This is a genomic window from Pseudomonadota bacterium, from assembly GCA_022572885.1.
In the GTDB taxonomy this organism is placed as follows: domain Bacteria; phylum Pseudomonadota; class Gammaproteobacteria; order Steroidobacterales; family MnTg04; genus MnTg04.
Genome location: JACZVC010000008.1, coordinates 1 through 20,007, shown reverse-complemented (window position 1 = coordinate 20,007; position 20,007 = coordinate 1). Strand labels below are relative to the sequence as shown.

The following is a 20,007-nucleotide window of genomic DNA, read 5'->3' as shown; positions in this document are numbered from 1 at the left end:
GTCGCAAAGGATACCAGCAAGCCCTGATTCTTTCGACCCGTCTATTCGAGAGGCATTCACTCACTTTCCAGTGCCAGAACTTTCAATCACCCAGCGAGAAAGCCACCAGGTAATCGCCGCGTGTAGTGCCATACGCTCCGTGTCCACCGGCGGCGATAACCACAAACTGGCGCCCATTTAACTCGTACGTCATTGGCGTCGCCTGGCCGCCGGCGGGCAGTCGTCCCTTCCAAAGCTCCTCACCGGTGTTCAGGTCAATCGCGCGCAGATAATTGTCCGACGCGGCCCCGACAAAGACCAGACCGGAAGCAGTAATGATGGCGCCACCAATCAGGGGTGTCCCTAGCTCAAGATTCGGCACGATGGCCGGCGCCACATCTTCAATCGTCCCCAGTGGTTTTTTCCAGATAATTTCGCCTTTGCCCAGGTCCATCGCGACGAGGCTTCCCCATGGGGGTTTAGTGCAGGGCACGCCAAGCGGTGACTCAACCAATCCGCGATTCATAACATAGGGTGTGCCACTCATGGGAGACAACCCTTCCCGGTCAAGCTCGCCGAGCTCCTGAAGTCGTATCGCTTCTTCTCTGGGTGTCAACCTGACCCACAATGGTAGCTCCATGACCGTGGCGACAATAATCTGTTGATTCGGATCCCAGGCCAGCCCACCCCAGTTTGATCCACCCGCATAGCCGGGATTCATCATCGTTCCCTGCAAACTGGGAGGGGTAAATATTCCTTCGGAACGGAATTGCTCAAGTTTTCTGGCGCAAGACCGTTTGTCAAAGAACAACAGGCCCCAGGCATCGTCTTTGGTAATCGCTTCGTGGCTGACCAGTGGCGGCAGTGACGAAAACGGTTGGGTGGGTGAGAGATGTTCGCCTTCTACTCCTTCTTGTGGGACAGCTCTTTCTTCAATCGGAAATACCGGCTCGCCATTGATTCGGTTGAAGACAAACACCATTCCCATCTTGGTCGTCTGCACCACAACCGGAATGTTTTGTTCGTCTTTTTGCAGGTCAATCAGCAACGGCTGGGCTGGCAGGTCATAGTCCCAGACGTCATGGTGCACAAGCTGGCGGTACCAGACCACTTCCCCGCTATCGATACTCAAAGCCACGATGGAATTGGCGTAAACACCATCACCAATGCGCTCGCCCCCGTAAAAATCAGGCGACGGCGATCCTGTCGGAACAAAAACCAGCCCGTTTTCGGGATCCACGGACAGCGGCGGCCAGGCATTGGCGCCACCGGTTTCTTTGACTCCGGTTTCCCATGTCGAAAACGCCGGATCATCGGGGTCGGTCGGAATCGGGTCCCAGGTCCACAGCACTTCTCCGCTGCGCACATCCAGCGCACGAACGATACCGCGCGCCAAATCAACTGCACTGTTATCGCCGATCGCAGAGCCGACGATCAGGCGTTCCCCGGCCAAGGCAGGTGGCGAGGTTATCGTGTAGTTTCCTGCTTTTTTTGAGCGCGCGCCCTGGCGCATGTCAACCATGCCCTGTTCGCCAAAATCCTCACAGGGCAAGCCGGTCCTGGCGTCCAGGGCATAAAGCTGGCCAAGGATATTTCCCATGAAGACACGGGCTGCGCATTCGGAAGATGGATTCGTGATGTCGTCTTCCCAGATCGTGACCCCACGCGACGCAACTTCCCCGAAACGCATGTCGCGCGGAACGTCGGAATTGAAACGCCAGACCTCTTTACCAGTTGCGGCGTCGACAGCAATTGCCTCACCAAAAGCGGTGCTTAGAAAGAGCTTGCCGTCCCAAAGCACTGGCGTAGCCTGAAAGGTGAGCCGGTCTCCCTGCCTGGCGTTCTGGCCCATTTCCCCAGTACGGAATTGCCAGGCGATCTCGAGTTGGTCGAGCCTAGCTGCGTCGATTTGGGTCAGAGGCGAGTATCGACTGCCACCAGCGTCATTACCGTAATATGGCCAGCTACCTTCTGTGTTAGCGACTCCGGCATACAAAAAAACAACTACGATCAGTAATCGGCACATATCTACCTCCCACCGTTCAGTCACTCTAACCCAGGACCTGCCGAAATCAAGCGCCTCCCTTTAAGGCGGCCGGCCTTGCCGGTATAATTCGCGCGCCATATTCGTGATGAAATTGGCGCCGGTTGAGAGTGGTGCCGGCGTGAAGTTATGTAGTTATAGATGCCAGTAAAAATTCCCCGCTCCCTTAGGCCGGCGGTTCAGGGCGATGGAGCCTGTAAATTATATGCGCTGCAATCTACTATCCTCGCACAACGCTCGCTGGTTGCCCCTGCTGGGCGCGCTGTGTTTTTGCCTGAAAGCGGCAGCACATGGAGGGGTCTCTTCTGAGGACGATTTGTGCATCATTCAAATCGATTTCTTCCAGGCACACTTCACCATCTACCAGCCAGAAACGAGGGCAAATAAGGAGTATTGTGAGGATATTCCAGATGTAACCGGCACTGTGTTCGTGCTTGACTACCTGCATAACAGCCTGAAAGAGATGCCGCTGGACTTCCGGATTATTCGGGATATAAAAGATCTCGGTCGTTTTGCGAAATGGGAGGATATTGCCCAAAGCGAATACCTCGAACGTCAGACGGTCTTTTATCAACCTCCCGTAAAACGGCCTAATGCAGTATTTACGGTGGAATATACCTTTGAAGAACCAGGCAATTACATCGGCATCGTAACAACAAAGCACCCGACCAAAGGCAAAATCTACCGGGCAGTATTCCCTTTTGAAGTAGGCGGCACGGGCTTTGGATATCTGCCACTGTTTATCGGTTTGGTAATTCTTGTGCAAATCAATTATTGGGTTATGAGCGGTGGTTTCGCCCGCTGGCGCGCCAAGGCTGCTCGTATGAGGTAGTAACCATGCGTACTCGTTGGTGGTTGTTGATATCAGTTCTGGTCGCACTGCTGTGTTTCCCGCCACAGTGGTATCCGAAGTCTCTGCGCCTTCAGTTTGCCCAGTGGTTTGGAGTAAGTAGTTACAGACCTCTGCCAGAATCGAGGCCGCCGGCGGGCGAGACGGGGGAAGAGCCGTGCCCCACCGATGTGTTGGGCTGGCGGGACGCGCAAACCATCGAGGGCGTTGAGATACGTCGTTCACCCACCTGTGTTGCCGATAATCCCCACGCGATCGCCGCATTCGTGCGTGGCACCAACAATGTGTCTCATCAGACGCTGATGAAAAGTGGCTTGACGCCTGATGCGGTGGTGAAAGGGCGTGACCTGGATGGCGATGGCGATCCCGATGAAATTCACATCCGGCTTGAAGTCGTGGAGTTGAATGGCGGGTCCCCGGAGTTGCAACAACCGGTGACTCAATTCGCCATTGCGCCTGGTATCAAGCCGGGTTTCTGGGTGTTTGTACCCAAGCATTTTGGTATGGACACGGAAAATTTTCAGTCGCTAAAGGCACGTGCATTGCTACGGTTGCCTTCCCCGGTAATTCGAATCGAGCAAGGCGATCAGGTCCGGATAACCTTGGAAAATGGTCATTACATGCCCCATACCCTGCATTTTCACGGCGTGGATCATTCCTTCCGTGACGCTTCCGGCGAAGGCAACGATGGCGTGCCCTTTACGAGTGAAGTGCCCGTCTTGCCGGGTCAGGCACGAACCTATGATCTAAATCCGCGCACGGCGGGTACCAAATTTTATCACTGCCATGTGCAGCCCCATGTCCATGTCATGATGGGGCTACAGGGACTATTTGTTGTTGAAGAAAACCGTCCGAATAACTGGTTACAAACACTGAATATAGGCGCTGGCCATGTCCGCGTGCCTTCGCAGGCCGTCAAGGAACAATTTGACAGGGAGTACGACCTGCATTATATGGACATAGACAGCGATCTCAATAACCGCATTCAGCGTTTCAACGACCCGCGCCTGATTACCGAATCAATGCATCGACGCTACGACGTCACCGATGCAACCAGCGACTACTTCGTGCTCAATGGCCGGTCCTTTCCTTACACTTTCAGGGAATCCCTGGTAATCGCACGACCCGATGAACGCATTAAACTCCGCGTGGCCAACGGTGGCAGTAACGGGATTGCTTTACATACGCATGGGCACACCGTCACCATTACCCACCGTGACGGCATCGCCGTCGAGCCCGCCTCACGGATTACCCGAGACGTGGTCTGGATCGCCACTGCACAGCGCCTCGATCTAAGCTTGGTGACCACAAACGATGGCCTGAATTCCTACGGCAGTGGGGTGTGGCTATTTCACGACCATCAAAGCAGGGGGGTTACCACTGATGGTATAGGACCCGGCGGCAATATCAGCGCAATCGTTTACGAGGACTACCTCCAGGACGATGGCTGGCCGAAGACTTACGGCGTGAATTGGCAGCCTTACTTCACCGAAGCGTATTACCGCAGACAAACACCTGTATGGGAGAGCTACGCGCCGGGTTTGTTCTCTGAGCCCAGGATGGATGGCTGGATGATTGTGCGGCTGCTGGGGTTTGCCATCGCCCTCGGTGCAGTCTTCTCGCTGGTCCTTGTGGCGTCCAGACATCCTGAGCGTTGGTGATGCTGGGATCTGCAAACACCGGCAGTGCGTTTCTAGCGGTAATCCTCGGCTGCGTCGCAATGGCGGCGGGAGCTTCACAGCAACCCGGCCCAGCGCAGACTGCGCAACACTCCGCTCACCAGCACAATATGACCCTGGATAATGGCGGCGTCGTGATGAACAGCAACACCGATGTGTTGCCTCGCGACTGCAAGCAATTCGGCCCCGATTATGAATTTACAGTCTCCGCCGGCACCGAATTCGCAACCGATAATCCAGGGACCGTGTATGGCTTTAGCCAGCACGAATTCCTGGTGGAACCTTGCAGCCGGGTGACGATAACTCTTGTCAACAAGGATCAAGTAAGGCACCAATGGATGATCCACGGTCTGCCCAGGTATCTTTACCCGGGCGGCATGTTTCACCTGGAAGCTGCCGGTGGTCACAGTCGAACGGGTACGTTCATCGTGCCGAGCGATCACCAGACCTACCTGGTGCATTGTGATGTCGCACAACACATGGAGAAAGGCATGAAAGGCCAGCTAAAAGTTGGCCGTGGCAGTGGGGATCTGTGGAGTATTCCAGGTGTCAGCGGCAATTTCATTGCTGACGCCTATGTGCCTGAAGAAATCGAGTGGTACGTGGGCCTGTCCGCCGTCGCCGCCTTTGTGCTGACCACGCTCCTGTTGTTGCGGAAGAGAATCTTTTGACAGGCTGATCACAACCTGGGTTACTAACGATTTACTTCGCAAAGAACGCCAGCCGCGTCAGGAAAGTATAGTCAGCTTCGGTGGCCATCAGGCCGACCAATACGAACAAGCAAAGGGGCGGCACCAGGATGGCGTAGACCAATGCAAGCCGCTCCCAGGCCATGTGCATAAAGACGGAGACGATCAGGCCTGCCTTCAAAAACATAAATATGAGGATCAAAGTCCAGCGGAGATATCCCTGGATTTGCAGGTAGTCCACCATATAGGAGAACGCGCTGAGAACAAACAGCAATAGCCAGATCCACAAATAAATCTTAATCGGATGTTGTTGCCCTTCTGCGTGCGCCATGTTTTCCCCCTACCACAGATAGAAGAGTGCGAAGATAAATATCCAGACCAGGTCAACGAAATGCCAGTAAAGCCCCGTGATTTCCACAATCTGGTAGTTGCCTTTCCGCGCGTAGTCACCCCTCCAGACTTTAAAAGCGACGATGCTCAGGTAGATTACCCCTACTGACACATGCAGGCCGTGGAAGCCGGTAATCATAAAAAATGTCGAACCAAATTGCGCAGCCCCAAAGGGATTACCCCAGGGCCGCACGCCTTCCATGATCAGTTTGGTCCATTCGAATGCCTGCATGCTGACAAACATTGCGCCAAGAACGGCGGTGGCCATCATCAACATGGCGGTTTTTTTGCGATCGCCACGGTAACCAAAATTAACGGCCATGGCCATGGTTCCGCTGCTGGTAATCAAAACGAAGGTCATGATGGCGATCAGGACGAGGGGAATATGCTGGCCGGCAATCGTGAGAGCGAAGACCTCGCTAGTGTTTGGCCACGGCACGGTGGTAGATATCCGCACCGTCATGTAGCCGGTCAGGAAGCTGGCAAAGATGAAGGTATCGCTGACCAGGAATATCCACATCATCGCCTTGCCCCAAGGGACACCGAAGGCTTCCTTATCCGCGGACCAATCGGAAGCTACCCCAGCCAGGCCATCTGGCACGGCGATAGATTCACCTGTACTTGTTAGGGCATCTTGTGCCATACGCGTTTATCCTTCTACGTGGACAACAGCAAACCAAACAACGCCAACCAAACCAACAATAAATAGTGCCAGTAAATGGTACACAGCTCCACGCTTAGGGCTATTTTGCTCGCGTCAGCACCGCCAAATACCTTGTAAGTGGTCCTGCTCCACACCCACAAACCACCCAGCAGGTGCAAGCCATGCAGGGCGGTAATCAAGTAAAAGAACGCATTGGCCGGGTTAGCATATATGAAATAGCCGCTGGCGTTTAACTGTCGCCACGCCAATAGCTGCCCAGCCAGAAATGCAAATGTAAGGATACCCGCTGCTATGAGACTGGTCCTCACGCCGTGCAGTTGTTCTCTTTGAGTAGCGTTACGTGCAAGTTGAAAGGCAGCGCTGCTCAATAACAACACGCCCGTATTGATCCACAACAATCTGGGATCCGGCAGCGGATTCCAATCGGCAAGCTCCATGCGTATCGAATAGGCGCTGACGAACAAGGCGAACACTGAACTGACTACCGCAAGGAACACCCACAGACCGATTTTTGCCGTTGCGAAATCGCGTTCCGGTCCGGGGTCCTCGATGGGGCCATGCGCCAGCCATGGTTTGGCGGTCAGGTTTTGCGGCAGCAACCACCACACGACGATGATGGCGACTACCACCAGGAACGCTAGTGTGACAATCACAACTCAGTCCCGGCTACCGCTCGTGCCCGCTTCTTCATCGGGCTCGTTTTGCGGAATGAAGTCCCGCTTGGCACCAGGTACGCTGTAATCGTAAGCCCAGCGATGAACCACCGGCAGTGTGGGACCCCAGTTACCGTGCTTGGGAGGGGTATCGGGGGTCTGCCATTCCAGAGTCGTAGCTCCCCACGGATTGGACTCGGCTTTCTTGCCTTTGCTCAGGCTCCAGATCATATTGACGATAAACACGAGCTGGGCCGTGCCAACGATCAAGGCCGCCACGGTAATGCCTGCATTCAGCGTTTGGACCGACTCGGGGATAAAGTCGGTGCTTCCCAGGGCGTAGTAGCGGCGTGGCACGCCCAAAAAGCCAAGATAGTGCATCGGCAGGTAGATCGCATAAGTGCCGAGGAAAGTTAGCCAGAAATGGATCATGCCCAGAGTTTTGTTAAACATCTTTCCGGTGATTTTTGGAAACCAATGGTAGAGCGCGGCGAATACAACCAGCACCGGCGACACACCCATTACCATATGAAAATGAGCCACAACGAAATAGGTATCTGAAAGCGGGATATCCACAATCACGTTACCCAGAAACAGGCCAGTCAGTCCGCCGTGAATAAAGGTAAAAATGAAGGCGATCGCAAACAGCATCGGGACGGTGAGGTGGATGTTCCCCCGCCAAAGGGTCAGCACCCAGTTGTATACCTTGATGGCCGTCGGGATCGCGATAATTAGTGTCGTGGTCGCAAAGAAGAAGCCAAAATAGGGGTTCATACCACTGACGTACATGTGGTGGGCCCACACGACAAAGCTGATGCTGCCGATCGCCAGGATCGCCCATACCATCATCCGATAACCAAATATATTTTTCCTGGCATGGCAACTGAGCACATCCGAAACCAGACCGAAGGCTGGCAACGCGACGATGTAAACCTCGGGATGACCAAAAAACCAGAACAAGTGTTGAAACAATATCGGGCTGCCACCGTCGTGATCGAGCGTTTCACCCATGGACAAAATCGCGGGCATAAAAAAGCTGGTGCCAAGCTTCATATCAAACGACATCATTACCGCGCTGACGAATAAAGCCGGGAACGCGAGGAGGCCAAGAACGGTGGCGGTGAAAATTGCCCAAATGGTTAGCGGCATGCGCATCAGGGTCATGCCGCGGGTACGCGCCTGCAGCACAGTCACCACGTAGTTCAGCCCGCCCATGGTGAACGCAATAATGAAAATCGCAAGAGAAACAAGCATCAGGAAAATGCCGCCGTCGGCGCCCGGCGTGCCTGTCAAAATGGCCTGTGGCGGGTACAGGGTCCAACCGGCGCCGGTTGGTCCGCCCGGTATGAAAAAACTCGCCATTAAAACGATGACCGCGAGCAAATACACCCAGAAACTCAGCATGTTTAAGTACGGGAAAACCATGTCGCGGGCACCCAGCATCAGCGGGATCAGGTAGTTCCCAAAGCCTCCGAGAAACAGTGCGGTGAGCAGGTATATGACCATGATCATGCCGTGCATGGTTACATACTGGTAATACTCGTATGGCGCAATCAAAGAGAAGGTGTCTGGGAACCCCAGTTGCAGACGCATCAATAACGACATGCCCAGGGCGACCAAACCGACGCTGACTGCGGTGATGGTGTACTGAACGGCAATGACCTTGTGGTCCTGGCTCCAGATATAGGTTGTAAACCAGCTTTTCGGGTGGTGAAGCTCGTGCACCTGGTCGGCGATTGCTACATGTTCCATCAGAAAAACCTCTAGTCTATTTTCTCAATGCGCGTTGCTGATCGGAATATCATCATTCCATTCCCGGCGGCCGTCACAAAGTATTGATGTAGGCAATGACATCATTTATGTCCTTTTCGTTACGCAACATCCTCGCCATCAACGCCATCTGCCCGCCATAGGTGTCTTTTAGATGGGTGCCACGTATACCTTGTTTGAAGTTCTTGATTTGATTGCTCATATACCAGTCACTCATACCGGCTAAGCGAGGAGCTTTCTGCGACCAAATACCGCTCGCATCAGGCGCGTGACAGGCGGCACAGGTCATATAAAGTTTTTTGCCCCTCCTGGCATCCCCGGTCACGGTGGCCGGGGCGGCATCATCCGGAAGCGTATCGATATAGGCGATTACGTTCGCAATCGCGGCGTCATCAACCAAAGTTGCGGCCATGGGCGCCATCTGCCTGCCAAAAACATCGTCTTCGTGCGTGCCGCGGGCGCCCGCTTTGTAGTTGTTCAATTGACGCTCGAGGTACCAAGCATGTTGACCGGCCAATTTCGGTGCGTTCAACGCTGCATTGCCGCCCCCGTCTGGTCCATGGCAAGCGCTGCACACCGCATACAAGGCCTGGCCCGCATGGGCATCAGCCGGTGTCTTAATCAGGGTCTCGGCGTAGGTGGGGTGGCCGCTCAGCCACGCTTGGAACGCGTCCGCTTCATCCACCACGACTCGCCCACGCATGGCGTAATGCGCCACACCACACAATTCTTCGCAAAGCACGTCGAATGTTCCGGTTCGAGTGGGGGTAAACCACATGTAAGTGACCAGACCCGGCACCATATCCATCTTGACCCGGAATTGCGCCACGGTGAAGTTATGCAGCACGTCTTTGGAACGGAGCAGAATTTTAACCGGCTCGTCTATCGGCAAGTGTACTTCCTGACTCGATACCAAAATATCGTCCTGACCGTTGGGATCGTCAGGATTCATGCCGAAGGGGTTATCGAAGCTATAAAGCTTAGGATCGATAGTGCCGAACTCGCCGTCTACTCCTGGAAAACGATAGCTCCAATGCCACTGTTGACCAATGACCTCAACCTCCGCCGCACCTTCGGGGACGTTGACAAATTTTGCCCAGACAATCAGGCCCGGCGCCAGCAATATAACCACCCCGACAGTGGTAATTACCGTAAGCCAGATCTCAAGCTTGGTATTTTCCGGTTCGTAGTGTGCCTTCGACCCCTTCTTTTTGCGGTAGCGGAAAACCGCGTAGGCCAAAAATAAATTGATCGCGACAAAGACAATCCCGGTGATCCAAAAGGTGATTTCTACTGTGTCGTCTATCGATCCCCAGTTCGACGCTACCGGTGTAAACCACCATGGGCTCCAGAAGTGGAATATGACAGACCCGATAACCAGTAAAGCCAGAACAATTGCTAATGCCATACCCTAGCGCCTTTCATGTGGGCCAAGAATTCATTATTTCCGGCGGCGCCGCACGCGACTAAACGGATTGATGAAATGCGTGTCAACCCCGACCAGCGAAGCTTCCGTATGCTTATTACCCATCATTGCTCTGATCGTCTCTTCGTGCATTTTCCGGGCGTAAATTAAAATCAGATATTTGCCGGCTTCGATGTCGTCGTGGAATCTGCGCAGCTTGGCGTTCTCGTTGTCGATACCCGTCAAACCACCTACCCAGGCACCAAACAGTGTTACAAAAGCGGCAAAAATAAAATAAATGTAAGTTGGCCTGTCCGGGCCAAATGGCTCGAAGTACATAAACACAGCGGCAACTATTGCTCCGATGATAAAGCCCAGATTCGCGCCTATCACTCCGTCGCGAATAATATCTAATGTTTCGATATAGTTACTGGAATGTAATTTTTCTTTTTTTAGCCCGGCTTCGTCTTTACTTAGAATGTGAAAGAACCAGTCATCAATGCCAGCCTCATGTAAATCATCAGAAATGTTGTGGCTACTGACCAGCGTGGGCGCGAGGTAATACAAACATTTCATCATTTCCCCCCCCGAGCTGGCAGATCGGCCAACTCGATGAAATACTAGCACACGGTGCGATAAACCACGTACCCTGACCTTATGCGCAGGACCGTGGCGCCGCAGCCAGCGGATTTCGATTGCTTGAGCAGCCTCACCCTCGCCGGTTGTCGTAATGTTCCGTGACTCGCCGCGGCCGGATTGCGGCTCCTTGCCAATCCGGTGCATGGCCACCGGCCACACCGCAAGTATCCGCCTCCAAAGTGGAATCTCTGCGTATTTCCCGTTTGAGTTATAATGTCGCGATGCTCTGGTAACGTCCCAGCACTTTCGCCATAACATTGATTTTTCGATGATTCAAACGCTAAAGCTGATTTACGCCACCGCAAAGGTACGACTGGGGTTCTTGATCATGGCATGCGCGCTTGCAGGCATTGCCGTCAGCCCGGGTAGCGGGTTGTCCCCTTGGCAGGTACTGGTACTCGGGCTCGGGGTGCTGTTGTCCTCGGCCAGCGCTGGAGCGTTCAACCAGCTGTACGAGCGCGATATCGACGCGCAGATGACGCGGACCCAGCAGCGACCGTTCGTGACCGGGCGATTTAAGGCCGATGGCTACTGGCTGGGATCGATTGGTTTGGTCTTGTTCGTGGGGCTGGTGGCAGCGACGCTGGCAACCAACATAATCGCTGGCGCGTACATATTTCTCGGTGCTTTCACCTATGGTGTGGTTTACACCGTGTGGCTGAAGCGCCGCACCTGGCTCAATATCGTGATTGGGGGTCTCTCGGGCAGTTTTGCGGTTATGGCGGGCGCAGCCGCGGTGGATTCCTCCCTCGCGCCAGCTCCAATCATACTGGCAACCGTGCTGTTCTTATGGACACCACCACATTTCTGGGCGTTAGCCCTCGCCTGTAAAAAGGACTATGCGGCAGCGGAAATTCCGATGTTGCCGGTGGTAGTCACCGAAAGCACCGCAACTCGGGCGATTCTCGCCCATACGGTGGCCATGGTGACATTATCCCTTACACTTGTGTGGTTCGGTTTGGGGTGGATCTACTTATTGGGCGCCGCCGCTGGCGGCACGTTTTTCATTGCTGCAAGCATACGCCTCGTGATCCAACCCAGTGTTTCGCAAAGTTGGCGAACATTCGCCGCATCGATCGTGCAGTTGGGTCTACTGCTCACGGCGGCCATTCTGGATAGGCTCTTTCTCGCATAAACGCCACATGCAGTGGCGCGCGGATGATTAAACCGGGCGATATCAAGCGCCTTCCTTTATAGCGGCCGGCCTTGCCAGTATACTTCGCGCGCCCATTTACGCACCGGAATCAGGAGCAGCGCTGTGAGCCACGACCGCAAATTCTTCGATAAAATGGGTTTGGTTCTCGGCCTGCTGGTTGTATTCACTTTTGTTATTTTTTTTGTGGCGCAGGCAATTATTGAGGAAACCCAAAATGTTTTCGTGATGGAAGATCCGACTTACCAGGCAGAACTGGCCAAGCGTATTGCGCCGGTCGCCCGGGTTGCCATCGCCGGCCAGTCCGATGGGGCCGTGGCGCGGGAGCCGGAACCGGTTGCCGCTGCAACGTCCGGTGAAGATATTTACAACACCAGTTGCATCGCCTGTCATGGTATCGGCATTGCCGGCGCGCCGAAAGTCGGTGACCACGACGCCTGGGCACCGCGTATAGACCAGGGCCTGCCGACATTGTACGAGCATGCGATTAATGGCTACCAGGGCGATACCGGGATGATGCCGCCAAAGGGTGGCGCGATGAGCCTGAGCGACGATGATGTCAAAGCGGCCGTGGATTACATGGCGCGCCTGTATCATTGAGCTCGCGGTGGATTGCAAAAAAGGCGCCGCTGGCGCCTTTTTTCTGCCTGGACGATACATGGAATTCTCAGCCAATCCCGCCAGGCCTGGCTATCGAAAGTCTCTGCCAGTCCGGACTACTTCACCCACCGATCAACAAATCGGTAGCAACAAATCCCGCGGTCATCGCAATCACCAGCAGTGCGCCGGCAAGCTTTGGCGGCGCCGGGGGCGGAATATCGAACCAGTAGCAAGCGATCCCGATACCCATGCCCAGGATCAGACCGATAGCGGATGGAATCATGACGGGTCTCCTTCTTGCCTGGCGCGGGCATAGCGCCCGGCCAGCACATAGCCACTGGTCATCGAGAACACCAGCAGCGCACCCATAATGGCCGGCGGCGCCGGCACCGGTACGCCTGTGACCTTGCACAGGGCTCCGATTGCAAACGCCAATAAGGATCCGATCACCATTTTCATTGCTTCTCTCCCGGCGAAACGCCTTTTTTTCCTATAAATTCACACACTGAGTGCAAACGCGTGGCAATTGATAGTAAATTACCATGACCCTGCGTTACAGAGATTCTCCAATGCCGATACTCATGAGCCTGGTCGGAATGATGGTTCTCATCGCGCTAGCGATGCTGCTTTCCAATAACCGCAAGAAAATCAATTATCGAACGATCGTGCTCGCTTTCTCCTTGCAGGCGACCATCGCTGCGCTGATTCTGTATTTTCCCGCGGGCAGGGATTTACTCAGTGGCGTGGTATCTGGTGTGCAGCATGTCATCGATTATGGGAACGCGGGCACTGAATTTGTTTTTGGGACACGGGCAAAAGAAAGCCTGGGTTTTACGATTGCACTGAATGTCTTACCGGTAATCGTTTTCTTTTCGGCATTGATGTCGACGCTTTATTACCTGGGGATCATGCAAAAAGTAGTCGCCTTTGTCGGCGGCGGTCTTCATCGCCTGCTGCAGACCAGTCGTACCGAATCCATGTCGGCGGCATCCAATATTTTTGTCGGCCACACCGAAGCGCCCCTGGTGGTCAAGCCATATCTCGCCAACATGTCGGAGTCCGAGTTGTTCGCCGTGATGACCGGCGGCTGCGCCACCATTGCCGGTGCCGTCATGGCGGCCTACGCGTCCATGGGCGTCGATCTCAATTACCTGATCACGGCCAGCTTCATGGCGGCGCCTGGCGGCCTGTTGATGGCCAAGATCATCAAGCCGGAAACGGATGATCGGGCAGCAGATGCGAAGATCGAACCCGAGAAAGACGAGGATAAACCGGTCAACATTTTCGATGCGGTCGGCAGCGGCGCACTGATCGGGCTTAAACTGGCACTGAATGTGGGCGCGATGCTGCTGGCCTTCGTGGCGATGATCGCATTGCTCAATGGCCTGATTTCCGGCGTCGCCGGTTTGTTTGGCTATCAGGACATCACCCTACAATTTTTCCTTGGCCAGTTATTCGCGCCGCTTGCCTTCGTACTCGGCGTGCCATGGTCGGAGGCGGTCGTAGCAGGAAACCTGATCGGGCAGAAATTTGTCATCAACGAATTCTATGCCTATGTGAACTTTGTGCAGATCAAGGACACTTTGTCCGTACACACCCAAGCCATTGTGACGTTTGCCCTGTGCGGCTTCGCCAACCTGTCGTCCATCGCCATACTGATGGGCGGGCTCGGGAGTATCGTGCCGAAACGCCGCCACGATATTGCCCGGCTGGGTTTAATGGCGGTTGTCGCAGGCATGCTGGCAAACCTGATGAATGCCGCGCTCGCCGGTTTCTTCCTGTCGCTGCAAGGGATGTGACCTGACAACGGTTCAGGACCGCGGGTCACGAAAATGAAAAGAGCCATCATCCTGATTATGGATTCTTTCGGCATCGGCGAGACCGAGGATGCTGAAAGCTTCGGCGACAGCGGTGCCAATACCTTCGGCCATATCGCGGAACATTGCGCCCGCGGGTTGGCCGGCGACTCGCGCGGAGCACTGGTCCTGCCCAATCTTTCGCGCCTGGGCCTGCTGCACGCAAGCAAGGAAAGTTGCGGCGAATTTCCGGCCGGCCTCGACCGCGATATCGAAATCATTGGCGCCTATGGCCATGCGGCCGAACTGAGCACCGGTAAGGACACGCCGAGCGGGCACTGGGAAATGGCCGGCGTGCCGGTGTTGTTCGACTGGGGGTATTTCACGGAACGCGAGCATACTTTTCCGCCCGAACTGCTGGAAAAACTGATCGAACAGGCTGACCTACCCGGTGTTTTGGGCAACTGTCACGCATCGGGCACCGTGATTATCGCGGAATTGGGCACGGAACATATGCGAACGGGCAAACCGATCGTTTATGCCTCGACCGACAGCGTGTTCCAGATCGCCTGCCATGAGGAGTCTTTCGGTCTCGATCGATTGCTGGCATTGTCAAAAATCGCCCGGAAACTGGTGGACGACTACAACATCGGGCGAGTGATAGCACGACCCTTCGTCGGCGATGACAAAGACAGTTTTGAGCGTACCGGTAATCGCCGTGATTTTTCCGTGCCGCCACCGGCGCCGACGGTCCTGGATAAATTGGTGGAATCCGGCGGCGAAGTCATCAGCGTCGGCAAAATAGCAGATATTTTTGCGCACCGGGGGATCACCCAAAAGCTCAAGGCCAACGGCAATGCCGCCTTATTCGATACCACGCTGGCCGCGCTCGCCTCGGCTCCCGACCGGTCCATCGTGTTCACCAATTTCGTGGACTTCGACATGCTCTACGGCCACCGGCGGGATGTGCTCGGTTATGCGAACGCGCTCGAGTATTTCGATTCACGGCTGCCGGACTTGTTCGCCGTATTGGGCGACGAGGACCTGCTGATCATCAGCGCCGACCACGGCTGCGACCCGACCTGGCCGGGCACTAACCATACCCGTGAGCATATACCGGTACTGGTCTATGGCAACGCTGTGCAGCCAGGCTCTTTGGGCCGCCGGGAGACCTTTGCCGATATCGGGCAAAGCCTGGCCGCGTACTTCGATCTTTCCCCGATGGAGTATGGCGCCAGTTTTCTGGGCTAGGGATTTGCCGCCAGGGCCGCCTGTATTCTTGCGGCCAGCGCATTGGCTTCGGCGCGGACGCGCTTTGTATCTACGGTCAGAACCTGCTTGTCTTTGACGACAATTTTGCCATCGACGATGACTGATTCGACATCCTGCTCGTCAGCTACGTAGACCAGGTGAGAAACGATATCGTAAGTGGGCACGAAGTGGACATCGGCAAAGCTGACCTGGATCAGGTCCGCTCTGCGGCCGACCGTCAGCGAACCGATTTCAGCGCCCAGCCCGATCGCCTGCGCACCGCCGCTGGTGGCCATCTGCAAGACCGCGGACGCCGGCAAGGCTTTCGGGTCCATGGTGCTGACTTTTTGCAGGAAAGCGGCCAGGCGCATTTCCTCCCACATATCGAGATCGTTGTTGCTGGCGGCGCCGTCGGTGCCCAGACCGACTTTAACACCGGCCGCCAGCATCTCGACCACCGGGGAAACGCCTGCTGAAGTCTTCATATTCGACGTGGGGTTATGAATGACGCCGATATTCTTTTCCACCAGCACCGCAATATCCGTCTCGCTGGGCCAGACCACGTGCGCGCCTATGGTGGGGCCATCGAAAAACCCCAGCGAATCGAGCAATTCGACCGGGGTCATATCGTGATTTTCCCGGGTGATATCGATCTCGAATGGCGACTCCTCCAGGTGGATGCCGACCGCAACGCCGAGCTTTTTGGCCTCGGCCCGCACCTGCACGAGATTCTCGGGTGAGACTGTATAGACGGAATGGGTGCCGATAATCGGAATAATCCGGTTGTTCCTGCCCCGCCACCGCTGCACGAAATCGACCGCCTGGCGCAAGGACTGCTCGCCGTTCTCGGCGTCCGGGCTTTTCTGATCTATCGTCGATGGCACGATGACCGCTCGCATTCCGCAGGTCTCCACGGCCTCGGCAACGCTGTCCGGGAAGTAATACATGTCCACGAACGTCGTGGTACCGCCGCGCAACATCTCCCAGCAGGCCAGCTCGGTACCGAGACGAACGAATGCTGCATCGACGAAGCGGTTTTCGGCCGGGAAAATATATTGGGTCAGCCACTCCATCAGTTCGAGGTCGTCGGCAATGCCCCTGAGCAAGGTCATTGCGGCATGAGAGTGCCCGTTGATCAGGCCCGGCATCACGATCTTGCCGGTGCCATCCAGCAGCTCTTTGGCCTGGTAGCTGGCCATGATCCCCTCGGCCGGACCGATGGCGACGATGATGCCGTCGTTGACTGCCACGGCGCCGTCGGTGATCACCGTCTGATCAGGGTCCATGGTCAGGACGTGGTCACCCCTGATGATCAGGTCGACCTTTTGCGAATCGCTGGCACAGGCAGTCGGTATTGTGAGCACCGCCAAAAGAAACAGAAAAATTGCCGGCATTTGATTCTTTCCTTTCATGGTCTATTCACTCTTTTCATTGGTTGACACCTGCTCAATTATACCGGTTGCCGTTGCAAGCAAAAGCACGCGATGGAATCAAAAAAAGGCCCGGCTGTTCGGGCCGGGCCTTTTGCCATCGTCTACTACTTGATAATTGACTAGAAGCGCGTAATAACCTCCACACCCCAGGTCCGCGGAGCGTTGACGAAACCGGTCAGGTTATTAAAGTCGATGCCGCCAACCAGTTCCACTTCGTCGGTGATGTTGCGGCCAAAGACAGCAAACTCATATTGGCCGTCGTTGACGACGTATCCCGCACGCAAGCCCAGATTCACCAGAGAATCGCTGCTGAATTCCGCCGATTCATACAGGGTGAAAATTATGTCGCTGCGATACGAACCGTCGAGCAGGACATAGAATTCGCCGTTCGCCATCGGAGCCGAATACCGTGCGGTCCCGCTGATTACCCACTCGGGCGCCTGTGGCAGGCTGTTGCCATCGATAGCCGCAAGCATGCTCCCGCCCGGTCCTGCGACCAACGGATCGAGAACCGTACAAAGAATAAACGGTGCGCCACAAGGAGTAACGGTCAGGTTCGGGTCATCGATCTCGGTGTTGTTGTAGCTGATGCCGGCACTGAAACTCCAGTTGTCATTCGGCACAAATTGCAGATCGCCCTCAAACCCATAGCCGATCGTCTTATCGACATTGAACAAGGTATTGATGTTGATTGCGCCACCGACGGCCGTAACCTGCTGGTCGTCGACCACGAAATAAAAGCCGTTGATGTTGAAGCGCATACGGCCATCAACCGATTCGGTCTTGAACCCGGCCTCAATCGAGATGATTTCTTCGCTTTTCGCCACCGAAACACCATCGATGGCCGGGTCGGTACCGTCGATATCGTTGTTAAACAATACGCGGCCCTGGATGCTCGGTGCACGGAAGCCTTTTGCGAGCCTGCTGTAAAAGTTGACATGATCATTGACAGCATAGGTCGTGCTGATATCCCAGGTGATCACGTTGTCATCCGTTTTTCGTGGAATCGGACCGGTCGGCATGGTTCCGAACATGGCGGCGTTGAAGCCCAGGGGTAGAAACCGTTGGGCCACGAAGTCTTTTTGGTCATCCGAGTAACGCAGTCCACCGGCGACCGACCAAACATCAGAGATCGCGAGATCAACCGAAGCAAATATCGCCCAGGCGTCGGTTTCCTGCGACTGCGTTGCGTAGCCATCGCAAAAGGTCTCACCGAATTGCGAGCAGTCGACACCCCCAAACAAGGTATCGTAGGAAAAGCTCTCAATATCGATGTCTTCAGTAAAATAATAGAAGCCGGCCTGCCAGACTCCCTTGTCCCAATCGTTGCTTGAGAGCCGGAATTCCTGGCTGAACTGGTCCAGATTCGGGATACCGTCAGCGCTTTCCGCGGAAAACGGAATAAAGCCGGGGCCGGATGATGGTAAGAAAGACGCGCCAAAACCGCCATCGATGTCGCCGCGGCTAAACAATTCGACGCTCTCGTAACCGGTGACCGAGGTCAGCGTGGTCGTCCCAAGATCCCATACCAGCTTCGCCGATGCGCCGAAGGCGTCCAGGTCCTGGAAGTTCTCGCCATCGATGCTGATTGAGTCGCGGTCAAACCCGGTGTCGGGGGTAAACCCGGAGACCAGGTCGTTTGTTCCGGGGTTAATAATATTGGCGCGGAACAGACGTGCCGTACCGTTCAGGTTGCGCGAATGCACATTGAGCAGCGCGCTGAAATCATCGCTCGGCTCGATCAGCAACTGGGCGCGAACCGCCAGTTCATCGTAACCGCCGAGTGCGTCGGACTGGCCGGTAAAGGTGTTATCTACCCAGTCGTCACGTTCGGTGTAAAGGACTGAGATACGGGCCGACGTGGTGTCCGATAACGCTCCCCCAAAAGCTCCTTCGAAGTCTATCTGGGCATCGGTTCCATAGGAAAACCGCGCATACCCGTCCTGGTCCTGGGAGGGCTTGACCGATTCGAACTTGACGATGCCGGCCGGCGTATTTCGTCCGAACAACGTGCCCTGCGGGCCGCGCAGCACTTCGACGCGATCCATGTCGAACATCGGGAAACCCTTGACGATCGGGTTTTCCAGGACCACCTCGTCATAGACCAGCGAAACCGGCTGCGAAGAGTTCAGGTCGAAATCGGTATTACCCAGACCGCGTATATAAAAGCGTGGAAAGGTCCGCCCGAATGACGACTCGATCTGCAGGCTGGGTACCCGGTTCGATAAAGCCCGAATATCCGCGCCCGCTGAATTGATTGCAGCAAGCTCATCGCCGCTCAGCGTCGATACCGAAATCGGCACATCCTGGATGTTTTGCTCGCGTTTTTGTGCGGTAACCACGACCTCCGGCAGCAAGCGCTCGGTAGCGCCTCCTTCCTCATCCTGAGCAACGGCCGGGCTGCTGGCAAAACTCACCGCCACAGCAGAAACAAACACGCAGAAAACTGATCTTCTGATTGCCCTGATCATTATTTTTCCCCTGAAAATGGATGTTCTTTTTGGTACTCACAGCATAGCAAAAACGCCGGATAGCGCAACTTGGAAAACCCGGTATCAGCCTTCCCGGGTGAAGGAAATTACCGGATTCAAGCCTGTTGCAAGATACAGGCCGGCGTGACTTTGCCCGTTGTGACCACGACCCGCAAAGCCCTCAGGCGCGCCCGCTACAAACAAAAGCGTCTTTGTGTACAATTGGCTGCCCTGCGATTCTGGTCTGCGAGGGTGTTTTATTATGAAATTCAGACCCTTAGTCTCGTTTTCGGCGAAGCGCAGGACAGGAGCAACCCATTCACCCTGAGATCGGTTCAACATGGCAACCAAACACATTAATGCCGAGCCCGGCGACTTTGCGCCGACCATCCTGATGCCGGGCGATCCTTTGCGGGCAAAATATATCGCCGAAAACTTCCTCGACGATGCCCGCCGGGTCAACGACGTACGCAACATGTGGGGTTTCACCGGTAAATACCAGGGGATGGATGTATCGGTCATGGCCCATGGCATGGGCATA

At 55.1% G+C, this 20,007-nt stretch carries 19 protein-coding genes; 8 read left to right on the top strand and 11 right to left on the bottom strand.

Translation table 11 applies throughout. The features are described from left to right. Positions 1-82: 82 nt before the first annotated feature. The gene (locus IIA05_04350; GenBank protein ID MCH9026336.1) at positions 83-1,831 is read right to left on the bottom strand and encodes a pyrroloquinoline quinone-dependent dehydrogenase; all 1,749 of its coding nucleotides are present in this window, start codon (positions 1,829-1,831) and stop codon (positions 83-85) included. A gap of 436 nt (positions 1,832-2,267) precedes the next feature. Between IIA05_04350 and IIA05_04345 the strand changes: the two genes are divergently transcribed. Genes IIA05_04345 through IIA05_04335 form a run of 3 tightly spaced genes read left to right on the top strand, consistent with a single transcriptional unit; the run spans position 2,268 to position 5,223 of the window. Then, a complete protein-coding gene (locus tag IIA05_04345; GenBank protein MCH9026335.1) occupies positions 2,268-2,855 on the top strand; it encodes a hypothetical protein in 588 nt (195 codons plus the stop codon). Positions 2,856-2,860: 5 nt separating this feature from the next. Continuing rightward, the gene (locus IIA05_04340; protein ID MCH9026334.1) at positions 2,861-4,534 is read left to right on the top strand and encodes a multicopper oxidase domain-containing protein; all 1,674 of its coding nucleotides are present in this window, start codon (positions 2,861-2,863) and stop codon (positions 4,532-4,534) included. Next, positions 4,534-5,223, top strand: coding sequence for a copper oxidase (locus IIA05_04335; protein ID MCH9026333.1), 690 nt, complete (start codon positions 4,534-4,536; stop codon positions 5,221-5,223). The genes IIA05_04340 and IIA05_04335 overlap by 1 nt, the downstream gene beginning before the upstream one ends. A 31-nt stretch (positions 5,224-5,254) precedes the next feature. Here the strand turns inward: IIA05_04335 and IIA05_04330 are convergent, their stop codons facing one another. The 6 genes from IIA05_04330 to IIA05_04305 form a co-directional block, all read right to left on the bottom strand. Further along, on the bottom strand, positions 5,255-5,572 hold the full coding sequence (locus IIA05_04330; protein MCH9026332.1) for a cytochrome C oxidase subunit IV family protein: 318 nt from the start codon (positions 5,570-5,572) through the stop codon (positions 5,255-5,257). A 9-nt stretch (positions 5,573-5,581) separates the two neighbouring features. Then, entirely contained in the window at positions 5,582-6,274 is a 693-nt protein-coding gene (locus IIA05_04325; GenBank protein MCH9026331.1) for a heme-copper oxidase subunit III family protein, read from the bottom strand. A 14-nt stretch (positions 6,275-6,288) separates the two neighbouring features. Next, positions 6,289-6,948: a cytochrome c oxidase subunit 3 gene (locus tag IIA05_04320; protein ID MCH9026330.1), complete on the bottom strand. Its 660-nt coding sequence runs from the start codon at positions 6,946-6,948 to the stop codon at positions 6,289-6,291. A gap of 3 nt (positions 6,949-6,951) precedes the next feature. Next, positions 6,952-8,700: a cbb3-type cytochrome c oxidase subunit I gene (locus tag IIA05_04315; protein MCH9026329.1), complete on the bottom strand. Its 1,749-nt coding sequence runs from the start codon at positions 8,698-8,700 to the stop codon at positions 6,952-6,954. Positions 8,701-8,773: 73 nt separating this feature from the next. Then, a complete protein-coding gene (gene coxB / locus IIA05_04310; GenBank protein ID MCH9026328.1) occupies positions 8,774-10,126 on the bottom strand; it encodes a cytochrome c oxidase subunit II in 1,353 nt (450 codons plus the stop codon). A gap of 33 nt (positions 10,127-10,159) precedes the next feature. Continuing rightward, positions 10,160-10,912: a hypothetical protein gene (locus tag IIA05_04305; protein ID MCH9026327.1), complete on the bottom strand. Its 753-nt coding sequence runs from the start codon at positions 10,910-10,912 to the stop codon at positions 10,160-10,162. 118 nt (positions 10,913-11,030) lie between these two features. On the opposite strand from IIA05_04305, the gene cyoE reads away from it, so the two are divergent. Both cyoE and IIA05_04295 read left to right on the top strand, forming a co-directional pair. Continuing rightward, positions 11,031-11,897 carry a protoheme IX farnesyltransferase gene (gene cyoE / locus IIA05_04300; protein MCH9026326.1) on the top strand — a complete coding sequence of 289 codons (867 nt, stop codon included), beginning with the start codon at positions 11,031-11,033 and terminating at the stop codon, positions 11,895-11,897. Between the two features lie 153 nt (positions 11,898-12,050). Further along, positions 12,051-12,515, top strand: a complete 465-nt coding sequence (locus IIA05_04295; protein ID MCH9026325.1) for a cytochrome c5 family protein — start codon at positions 12,051-12,053, stop codon at positions 12,513-12,515. Positions 12,516-12,636: 121 nt separating this feature from the next. Here the strand turns inward: IIA05_04295 and IIA05_04290 are convergent, their stop codons facing one another. Continuing rightward, a complete protein-coding gene (locus IIA05_04290) occupies positions 12,637-12,798 on the bottom strand; it encodes a DUF1427 family protein (protein MCH9026324.1) in 162 nt (53 codons plus the stop codon). Further along, complete coding sequence (locus tag IIA05_04285; GenBank protein ID MCH9026323.1) at positions 12,795-12,974, bottom strand: DUF1427 family protein; 180 nt, start codon at positions 12,972-12,974, stop codon at positions 12,795-12,797. The genes IIA05_04290 and IIA05_04285 overlap by 4 nt, the downstream gene beginning before the upstream one ends. Positions 12,975-13,084: 110 nt before the next feature. On the opposite strand from IIA05_04285, the gene IIA05_04280 reads away from it, so the two are divergent. Together IIA05_04280 and IIA05_04275 are read left to right on the top strand one after the other, a co-directional pair. Beyond that, positions 13,085-14,314, top strand: a complete 1,230-nt coding sequence (locus IIA05_04280; protein MCH9026322.1) for a NupC/NupG family nucleoside CNT transporter — start codon at positions 13,085-13,087, stop codon at positions 14,312-14,314. Positions 14,315-14,347: 33 nt separating this feature from the next. After that, positions 14,348-15,562, top strand: a complete 1,215-nt coding sequence (locus tag IIA05_04275) for a phosphopentomutase (GenBank protein MCH9026321.1) — start codon at positions 14,348-14,350, stop codon at positions 15,560-15,562. Here the strand turns inward: IIA05_04275 and IIA05_04270 are convergent. Both IIA05_04270 and IIA05_04265 read right to left on the bottom strand, forming a co-directional pair. Then, a complete protein-coding gene (locus IIA05_04270) occupies positions 15,559-16,956 on the bottom strand; it encodes an amidohydrolase (GenBank protein ID MCH9026320.1) in 1,398 nt (465 codons plus the stop codon). The two genes, IIA05_04275 and IIA05_04270, sit on opposite strands and share 4 nt — an antisense overlap. A gap of 158 nt (positions 16,957-17,114) precedes the next feature. Continuing rightward, positions 17,115-19,463 (bottom strand): TonB-dependent receptor, encoded by a 2,349-nt coding sequence (locus IIA05_04265; GenBank protein ID MCH9026319.1) that lies wholly within the window; start codon positions 19,461-19,463, stop codon positions 17,115-17,117. Positions 19,464-19,806: 343 nt separating this feature from the next. On the opposite strand from IIA05_04265, the gene deoD reads away from it, so the two are divergent. Continuing rightward, positions 19,807-20,007 (top strand): purine-nucleoside phosphorylase (gene deoD / locus IIA05_04260; protein ID MCH9026318.1); only part of this gene is annotated, 201 nt, incomplete at its 3' end.

Excerpts from the sequence above, each read along its gene's own strand:
- IIA05_04350 (MCH9026336.1), bottom strand. The coding sequence starts at position 1,831 with ATGGGCCAGAACGCCAGGCAGGGAGACCGGCTCACCTTTCAGGCTACG.
- IIA05_04340 (MCH9026334.1), top strand. The coding sequence starts at position 2,861 with ATGCGTACTCGTTGGTGGTTGTTGATATCAGTTCTGGTCGCACTGCTG.
- IIA05_04335 (MCH9026333.1), top strand. The coding sequence starts at position 4,534 with ATGCTGGGATCTGCAAACACCGGCAGTGCGTTTCTAGCGGTAATCCTC.
- IIA05_04330 (MCH9026332.1), bottom strand. The coding sequence starts at position 5,572 with ATGGCGCACGCAGAAGGGCAACAACATCCGATTAAGATTTATTTGTGG.
- IIA05_04325 (MCH9026331.1), bottom strand. The coding sequence starts at position 6,274 with ATGGCACAAGATGCCCTAACAAGTACAGGTGAATCTATCGCCGTGCCA.
- IIA05_04315 (MCH9026329.1), bottom strand. The coding sequence starts at position 8,700 with ATGGAACATGTAGCAATCGCCGACCAGGTGCACGAGCTTCACCACCCG.
- coxB (MCH9026328.1), bottom strand. The coding sequence starts at position 10,126 with ATGGCATTAGCAATTGTTCTGGCTTTACTGGTTATCGGGTCTGTCATA.
- cyoE (MCH9026326.1), top strand. The coding sequence starts at position 11,031 with ATGATTCAAACGCTAAAGCTGATTTACGCCACCGCAAAGGTACGACTG.
- IIA05_04295 (MCH9026325.1), top strand. The coding sequence starts at position 12,051 with ATGGGTTTGGTTCTCGGCCTGCTGGTTGTATTCACTTTTGTTATTTTT.
- IIA05_04290 (MCH9026324.1), bottom strand. The coding sequence starts at position 12,798 with ATGATTCCATCCGCTATCGGTCTGATCCTGGGCATGGGTATCGGGATC.
- IIA05_04285 (MCH9026323.1), bottom strand. The coding sequence starts at position 12,974 with ATGAAAATGGTGATCGGATCCTTATTGGCGTTTGCAATCGGAGCCCTG.
- IIA05_04280 (MCH9026322.1), top strand. The coding sequence starts at position 13,085 with ATGCCGATACTCATGAGCCTGGTCGGAATGATGGTTCTCATCGCGCTA.
- IIA05_04275 (MCH9026321.1), top strand. The coding sequence starts at position 14,348 with ATGAAAAGAGCCATCATCCTGATTATGGATTCTTTCGGCATCGGCGAG.
- IIA05_04270 (MCH9026320.1), bottom strand. The coding sequence starts at position 16,956 with ATGCCGGCAATTTTTCTGTTTCTTTTGGCGGTGCTCACAATACCGACT.